Raw genomic sequence first — 6,962 nt, forward strand, 5'->3', positions numbered from 1 at the left:
GAGCACGCGCACGCGATAGCCGGGCAGCGGCCGGCCGAGGGCCCCCGGCACCACCGGCTGGCCGGGGGTGTTGGCCATCAGGGCCGTGGTCTCGGTCTGGCCGTAGCCGTCGCGGATCGTGACGCCCCAGGCGTCCTTCACCCGCTCGATCACCTCGGGGTTCAGCGGCTCGCCGGCGGCGCAGACCTCGCGCAAAGCCAGCGTCCGGCCGGTCAGGTCCTCCTGGATGATCATCCGCCAGACGGTGGGCGGCGCGCAGAGCGTGGTGGCGCCGGTGCGCTCGAGCTGCGCGAGCAGGGCGGAGGCGTTGAACGGGGCCTGGTTGATCACCAGGATGGTCGCGCCGGCATTCCAGGGTGCGAAGAACGACGACCAGGCGTGCTTGGCCCAGCCGGGCGAGGACACGTTGCAATGCACGTCCCCGGGCTGCAGCCCGAGCCAATACATCGTCGAGAGCGCCCCGACCGGATAGGAGCGGTGGCTGTGGCGGACCAGCTTCGGCTTCGCGGTGGTGCCGATCCCCGATCCGATGCGCCACACCATCCCGAAGGCCTACGTCTCGCTGGTGGCCGGCGCCTCGGCCGGCCCCGAGACGGCGCTCGACATCTTCCGCTTCACCAATGCCCGGCTGGCGACGTTCAAGCGCCTGCGCGGTCTCGAGTTCGTCACCGAGCTGCCCAAGACCATCTCGGGCAAGATCCGCCGGGTCCAGCTGCGCCGCCTGGAGCATGACGGCGTCACCGAGGATCCGCACCGGGGCCGGGCCTACACGCAGGCGGATTTTCCCGAGCTGAAGGGCGAGACGGAACGCAAGCTCGACCAGACGGCGGGGTGATGGCGATCGCCGATCCAGGGCGCCTCTTGTCGGATCGGCGACCGCCCCTGGGGCGCGCGCGCGCCTTGCCGCCGTGCTGCGGTGCCCTCAGATTATCGGAACCGGAACGCTGGGGAATCGGGGTCGATGGCTGATACGTCCGCTCCCGGCTCGCTGGATCTTGCCGAGCAGGTCACGCGGGTGCTGCGCGCGATCGAAGAGTCGCAAACATTCGTGGCCGAGCAGAAGAAGCTGATGGCCGAAGCGGCCAAGCTCGAGCGCGACCGCGCTCTCGCCCCGTGGCAGATCGCACTCGCTGGAATGGCAGCCGGTGCTGCCTTCTTCGGGGCGGGTGCTGCCTTCGTGAAGCTGATCGGCCCCTGACGGAACGGTCAAGGTTTCCGCTTTCGCAATCCGATGACGCGCATTCGCGGCGCTTCCCAAGTCCCCCGTCGACGTTGTCCCGCTAGAGCCCGCCGCGGCGGCCGAATCGATAAAATTGCGCGGATCCGCTTCAGCGCCGCGGAGGCTCTGCGGCGCAATCCTGTCCTCAACAACGAGGACGGGTTCGATGGGCGCGGGGCTTCTCAAGACGGTTCGGGTGACGCTCGCCGGCGCGCTGGTGCTGCTCGGGCTCGCGGCCACCGCAGGGGCCCAGACCCTGGCGAGCCTCCCGGTGGAGACCGGCGCGAAGGTGCTCAGCGACGCGCGGCCGATCGCGGCCTGGGTGACGTTCTGCCAGTCCTACGCGGCGGAATGCGCCGTGGATCGCAGCGAGCCGGCGCGCATCACCCTGACACCGGCGGTCTGGGCCACCATCGTCTCGATCAACCGCCGGGTGAACAAGTCGGTCGAGCCGATGACCGACATGGATCATCTCCACGTCGCCGACCGCTGGGACCTGGCCGAGGACGGCATCGGCGACTGCGAGGACTTCCAGCTGCTGAAGCGCCACCTGCTGGCGGAGGCCGGGCTGCCCCGCCGGGCGATGCGCATGACCGTGGTGATCGACGAGAAGGGCGAGGGCCACGCCGTGCTGACCCTGATCACCGACCGCGGCGACCTGATCCTCGACAACAAGACCAGCGTGATCGAGGCCTGGCACAAGACCGGCTACGTGTTCATCAAGCGCGAGAGCCAGGACGCCACCGCGTGGGTCTCGCTCGGCGGCGTCACCTCGCCGGTCACCACCGCCAACCGCTGACCCGGATTTCGAAGGCCAACCGGTCGCAATTGTCCGGCAGGCTCGGCCGTTTGGCGAGGTTCAGGGACGCGGAAGCGGGAAGCGCGTGGCGAAGCGACCGTCCCGCCACGGATGCCGGATGTCCAATGCCGAAGCAGCATCCACCCCGTCATCCCGGGGCGTCGGAGGCGAGCCTGGGATCCGGAGCCGCCGACGGCGCAAGGCCCCGATGTTACGGTGGTTCGGGATCCCGGGCTCCGCTTCGCGGCCCCGGGATGACGGGGTCGTATTCAGGACCCCAAGCCGCAGGCCACGCTCCGTAAGGCGTACGGGACAGTGCGCTGCCGGCCCTCCGGACGAAGACCTGGAAAATCCGGGCCCCGGACCTCGAAACCCAGATTCGAGAGAACCCGTTCAGGCGGCGCGGCTCAGCGACGGCTGCGCCAGGGTGGCCACGAAGGTCTCGACCCGGCCGATGAAGCCTGCCAGGTGCGGGGCGACGCCCCGGAGGCTGGCGAGGTCGCGGACCAGGATGTCGCGCGACAGGGCGCGGTCGCCCTCGGTGGGCGAGCCGGCCAGATAGGCTTCCACGGCATGCTCGGCGATGCCGATGGCACCGGCGCGACCATCCTCGGCGAGCGCTCTGATCACCTGCTGGATGGCGGGCTGCATCGTGAAATCCTTCTCTGGCATGGGGCGATCCCGCGGGGGATGGCTGGGTTCTTGCGAAGCGATCGATCCGCCCGCGAATCTCGCCGCAGGGCACCCCTGTCTCAAGCCGGCAAAGCTCGGTCGAATCAAGGCTTTCCAGAGGGGAGCAGGGCGGCCATTCCGCCAGCGCATGCAGCGGGCCGCAGCAACGCGGATGCAACACCGCCTCGGTCGGGAACCGATCCGGTGGCTCGCGCGTTTGCTACCTCGGTTTTAACTATTGTGCGTCGCACGCCCGCGTGTCACCCTCCCGTCATCATCGGTCGATGGGGCGTGATCCATGCGGCACGCGGATGGTGGGATTCCGGCTCTCGCGTTCCTCGCGCCGCACTGGCGCGGATGGTCCGCCCCGCTGCGCCGAGCCCGGCAGGCCGCGAGCCTCGCCCTGGTGGGCACGATCCTGATGCTCGGGGGCGCCAACACCCGCGCCCATGCCCGCCTGACCCTCCCCGATGGCGCGCCCGCTCCCGAAGCCAGCGGCCCGGTCGGCGCGATCGCGGGCTGGACGGAGTTCTGCCGGCGCATGCCGGAGGAATGCACCCTCGACGTCGCGCAGCCCGCCGCGATCCCGCTCACCGTGGCGGTGTGGCGGACCCTGCGGAGCGTCAACCGCCGGGTCAACGCGCGCATCCGGCCGATCACCGATCAGGCCCATTGGGGCGTGGTCGATCGCTGGGAGTTCCCGGATGACGGCTTCGGCGACTGCGAGGATTACCAGCTGTTGAAGCGCCGGATGCTGGCCGAGCGCGGCCTCTCGCGGCGGGCCCTGTTGATGACCGTCGTGATCGACGAGACCAATGCCGGACACGCAGTGCTGACGGTGCGCACCGACCACGGCGACTTCATCCTCGACAACAAGACCGACGCGATCCGCCCCTGGCGGCGCACCGGCTACAGCTTCATCAAGCGCGCGGGCCAGGACGGCCAGGCCTGGGTCTCGCTGGAGGGCAAGGAGGGCGCCGCCCAGGTGGCGACCGCGGAGCCCTAGCGCCGCTCACGCCCCGACCAGCATCGCCGCCAGATCGAGGGCGACCCGGCCCGACAGCAGGCCCCAGCCGCAGGCGATCACGGTCGCCAGCATCACGAACGGCATCGGGCGGCCCTCGATCTTCCGGCCGCGCACGGTGTTGCGCAGGATGATGAAGGGGGCCGAGAAGGCCAGCATCGGCAGGGCCGCCACCGCGGGCAGGCCGCCCCGCTCCAGCAGGCTGAAGCTCGCCCGCCGCGCCGCGAACAGCTCGAAGGCGCTGGCGATCAGCCCGGACAGCGCGAGGCCGATGCACAACGTCCGGATCGACTCCAGGGCGGCGGGCGTGAGGACCATTATTCGCGCTCCTAAACAGGCTGCGCGGAGTTTAGTCACACGATTTACCGGATGTTAAGCAATCACCCGGGTTAGCGTTAACCTGTACACAGGAGCGGGCCGGTGGAGTCCGGCCCGCGCGCCCTGCCTCAGGCCTCCTCCTCGAGGTCGATGTCGAGGATCGCCATGCGGAAGACGAAGGAATCGTCGCCGTCCTCCTTGTCGTCGGCGATCACACCGATCGACTCCTCGCCGATGAACACCTCGGCGGTATCGCCGGTCTTCATCGCGGTCAGGCGGATGTTGTTGTTGGCGAACTTGCGGCGCAGGTAGTCCTGCAGCTTCGCGGTCTCGGCTTTGGTCACGCTGTCTTGCCTCCCCTGTCGGCGTTGGCGCCCCGGATCGGCGCAGGGCTTGCCACGCAAGCGACGGAGCGGCAAGCGCCACGGCCAAGCGCGGTGGCGGCGGGTCAGATCCCGTCGCCCACGTGGATGAACTGATCGAGGGCGACCAGCTGGTCCATGGCCCGGGCCGGATCGTCGCAGCCGGCGGTGCCGACGACGCGGGCGGGCACACCCACCACCGTGGTGTTGGCCGGGACCGGGCGCAGGACCACGGAGCCGGCCGCGACCCGGGCGCAGGCGCCGACCTCGATGTTGCCCAGGATCTTGGCGCCGGCGCCGATCATCACGCCGCGGCGGATCTTGGGGTGGCGGTCGCCGCGCTGCTTGCCGGTGCCGCCCAGCGTCACCCCGTGGAGGATCGAGACGTCGTCCTCGATCACCGCGGTCGAGCCGACCACGAGGCCGGTGGCATGGTCGAGGAACACGCCCCGGCCGATGCGGGCGGCCGGGTGGATGTCGCACTGGAACACCTCGGAGACCCGGCTCTGCAGGTAGAGCGCGAGGTCGCGCCGCCCCCGGGTCCAGACGTGGTGGGCGAGGCGGTAGGCCTGGAGCGCGTGGAAGCCCTTGAAGTACAGCACCGGTTCCAGGGCCCGCAGGGTCGCGGGATCCCGGTCGATCACGGCGCCGATGTCGGCGCGGAACGCGTCCCCGATGGTCGGATCGGCCGCGATCGCCTCGTGGAACGCGTGCGCGACCAGTTCGGCGGGCAGTGACGGGTGCCCCAGCCGGGCCGCGACCCGGTGGGCGACCGCGCCCTCCAGCGTGGCGTGGTTCAGGACGGTCGCGACGATGAACGAGGCGAGTTGCGGCTCGGTGCGCAGGACGTCCTCGGCCTCCGCGCGCAGCCGCGACCAGACCGGATCGCAGACCGCGAGGTCCCCCGCGTCGCGGCTGAAGGCTGGGCTGAGGGCTGGACTGGCACTCATGAACGGTGGCTCGCGATCGAGGTGTCTGGTGCGCGCTTCGCTGCTGCGGATCCGGCTTCATGGCCTGGTGCGGCCGGGCGCTGCAGCGAAGCTCCGGCACGGCGGCCGGCGAGGCGAACGCCCCCGCCGTTGCGGGTCATCCTAGCACATCGTCCTACAGGGGAAGCCATGCGCGGGGCGCTTGGTCTGGGGCATCGTGCGTTCCGGCAACCCGGCCGCCCGTGACGGCGGCTCCGCCATAGCGTGGTGCGCCGCAGCGCAGCGATCAAGGGTGGCGGGGCTGCGAGGGAGGCCGCGCCTTTGTCGCTGTCAGCCGTTCCCTTGCGCGACGGGGCTCGGTTCAGCCGGCGACGGCCCCTTCGCCGAACCGCGCCTCGATCGTCGAAACGAGCCGGTCGACCATGGTCTGGAGCGGGATGTCGGAGGTGTCGACCGTGGCCGAGGCCCGGGCGTAGAGCGGCTCCCGGCTCGCCAGCACCGCCCGCAATTCCTGCATCGCCGAGGCATGGTCGCCGGTGGTGGCGAGGTGGCCCTGCTCGCGCACGCGGCTCATGTGCTCCTCCGGCCGGGCGCGCAGCCAGACGGTGTAGAACGCCTGGAGCAGCAGGTCGTAGGTCAGCGGCTCGGCCACGATGCCGCCGCTCGTCGCCAGGATCAGCGGGCCGGGATGCTCGGTGAGGCGGCGCAGGGCCGCCTGCTCCAGGCGGCGGTAGCCCTCCTGGCCGTAAATCGCGAAGATCTCCTGCACCGAGAGCGCGTTCTCGCGCTCGATCTCGGCGTTCAATTCCACGAAGGTCCAGCCCAGGCGCTCGGCGGCGAGCTTGCCGAGCGTCGACTTGCCGGCGCCGCGCAGTCCGATCAGCGCGACGCGCAGGCGCCCGCTCGATTCCGAGCGGCTGCCGCCCGAGAGCACCTCCTTGGCGGCGGCGATCTGGGCCGGATTCGCCTGGGCGAGCAGGTCGCGCACCACGGGCCAGTCGGGCAGGCCGTCGTTGCCGGTGATCAGGTCGTCGAGCCGCACGCCCATGGCGTTGGCCACCCGCCGCAGCAGGATGATCGACACGTTGCCCTGCCCGCCCTCGAGCTGCGCGATGTAGCGCTCGGAGAGGCCCGAAGTCTGGGACAGCACCTTGCGCGACAAGCCGCGCACGGTGCGCGCGTGCCTGACGCGGCGCCCGAGATCCGTGAGAAAGAGCGATTCCTGTTCCAACACGCCGCTCATGGCGTCGTCCGCTTTCCTGCCAGCCCGAAAGCAGAGTGCTTGCCCTGCATGTCTGCCACTTCAAGATGAATTCTGATTCGCAACCTAGGATCGAGCGGGTGCTTGCTCGACCGTTCGTGCGAAGCCTGGCGTACCCTACCCTGAAGTCTGTATTGCGCCGCCTGTATCCGGCCGCGTCGACCGGTCGACGGGCCATGGCCGCACCGGCCCAACCCTGTTGCTGGCGTGGCGCCTATGTGTTGCGGATCGGCCCGATGGTCAAGCCTTGAGCAGGATCCTCGTGTGGGCAGATTCTAGACAAGCTGGGGTTGTTTTGCCCCGATCCGACCGAGTCCGGCTCACTCGACCGGGATGGCCGTGGCCTCGCGGACGGGGGCGACGGCCATCCCGGTCGAG

7 protein-coding genes and 3 pseudogenes are annotated in these 6,962 nt (G+C 70.2%); 4 read left to right on the forward strand and 6 right to left on the reverse strand.

Annotated elements, in window-relative coordinates; all coding sequences use genetic code 11:
• Positions 1-516: pseudogene (locus tag FV228_RS16545) on the reverse strand (AMP-binding protein); the annotation flags it as partial.
• Here FV228_RS16545 and FV228_RS16550 point away from each other — a divergent pair.
• From FV228_RS16550 to FV228_RS16560, 3 genes and pseudogenes are all read left to right on the forward strand, one after another.
• Positions 506-835: pseudogene (locus tag FV228_RS16550) on the forward strand (AMP-dependent synthetase); the annotation flags it as partial. The pseudogenes FV228_RS16545 and FV228_RS16550 sit on opposite strands and share 11 nt — an antisense overlap.
• A 126-nt stretch (positions 836-961) precedes the next feature.
• Positions 962-1,198 (forward strand): hypothetical protein, encoded by a 237-nt coding sequence (locus FV228_RS16555; RefSeq protein WP_147855630.1) that lies wholly within the window; start codon positions 962-964, stop codon positions 1,196-1,198.
• A 187-nt stretch (positions 1,199-1,385) separates the two neighbouring features.
• The gene (locus FV228_RS16560; RefSeq protein WP_147855631.1) at positions 1,386-2,018 is read left to right on the forward strand and encodes a transglutaminase-like cysteine peptidase; all 633 of its coding nucleotides are present in this window, start codon (positions 1,386-1,388) and stop codon (positions 2,016-2,018) included.
• Positions 2,019-2,411: 393 nt separating this feature from the next.
• Here the strand turns inward: FV228_RS16560 and FV228_RS16565 are convergent, their stop codons facing one another.
• A complete protein-coding gene (locus FV228_RS16565) occupies positions 2,412-2,690 on the reverse strand; it encodes a hypothetical protein (RefSeq protein WP_238260083.1) in 279 nt (92 codons plus the stop codon).
• 298 nt (positions 2,691-2,988) lie between these two features.
• Here FV228_RS16565 and FV228_RS16570 point away from each other — a divergent pair, with 298 nt between their 5' ends.
• Complete coding sequence (locus FV228_RS16570; RefSeq protein WP_147855632.1) at positions 2,989-3,696, forward strand: transglutaminase-like cysteine peptidase; 708 nt, start codon at positions 2,989-2,991, stop codon at positions 3,694-3,696.
• Positions 3,697-3,702: 6 nt separating this feature from the next.
• Here FV228_RS16570 and FV228_RS16575 read toward each other — a convergent pair whose 3' ends face one another.
• The 4 genes and pseudogenes from FV228_RS16575 to FV228_RS16590 all read right to left on the reverse strand — a co-directional run.
• On the reverse strand, positions 3,703-4,032 hold the full coding sequence (locus FV228_RS16575) for a hypothetical protein (protein ID WP_147855633.1): 330 nt from the start codon (positions 4,030-4,032) through the stop codon (positions 3,703-3,705).
• 128 nt (positions 4,033-4,160) lie between these two features.
• Positions 4,161-4,376, reverse strand: coding sequence for a DUF3126 family protein (locus FV228_RS16580; protein ID WP_147855634.1), 216 nt, complete (start codon positions 4,374-4,376; stop codon positions 4,161-4,163).
• Positions 4,377-4,480: 104 nt separating this feature from the next.
• Positions 4,481-5,344 (reverse strand): serine O-acetyltransferase, encoded by an 864-nt coding sequence (cysE, locus tag FV228_RS16585; RefSeq protein ID WP_147855635.1) that lies wholly within the window; start codon positions 5,342-5,344, stop codon positions 4,481-4,483.
• 340 nt (positions 5,345-5,684) lie between these two features.
• Positions 5,685-6,569, reverse strand: a pseudogene (locus tag FV228_RS16590) (helix-turn-helix transcriptional regulator); the annotation flags it as partial.
• Positions 6,570-6,962: the final 393 nt, after the last annotated feature.

This window comes from Methylobacterium sp. WL18, from assembly GCF_008040015.1.
Classification (GTDB): Bacteria; Pseudomonadota; Alphaproteobacteria; order Rhizobiales; family Beijerinckiaceae; genus Methylobacterium; species Methylobacterium mesophilicum.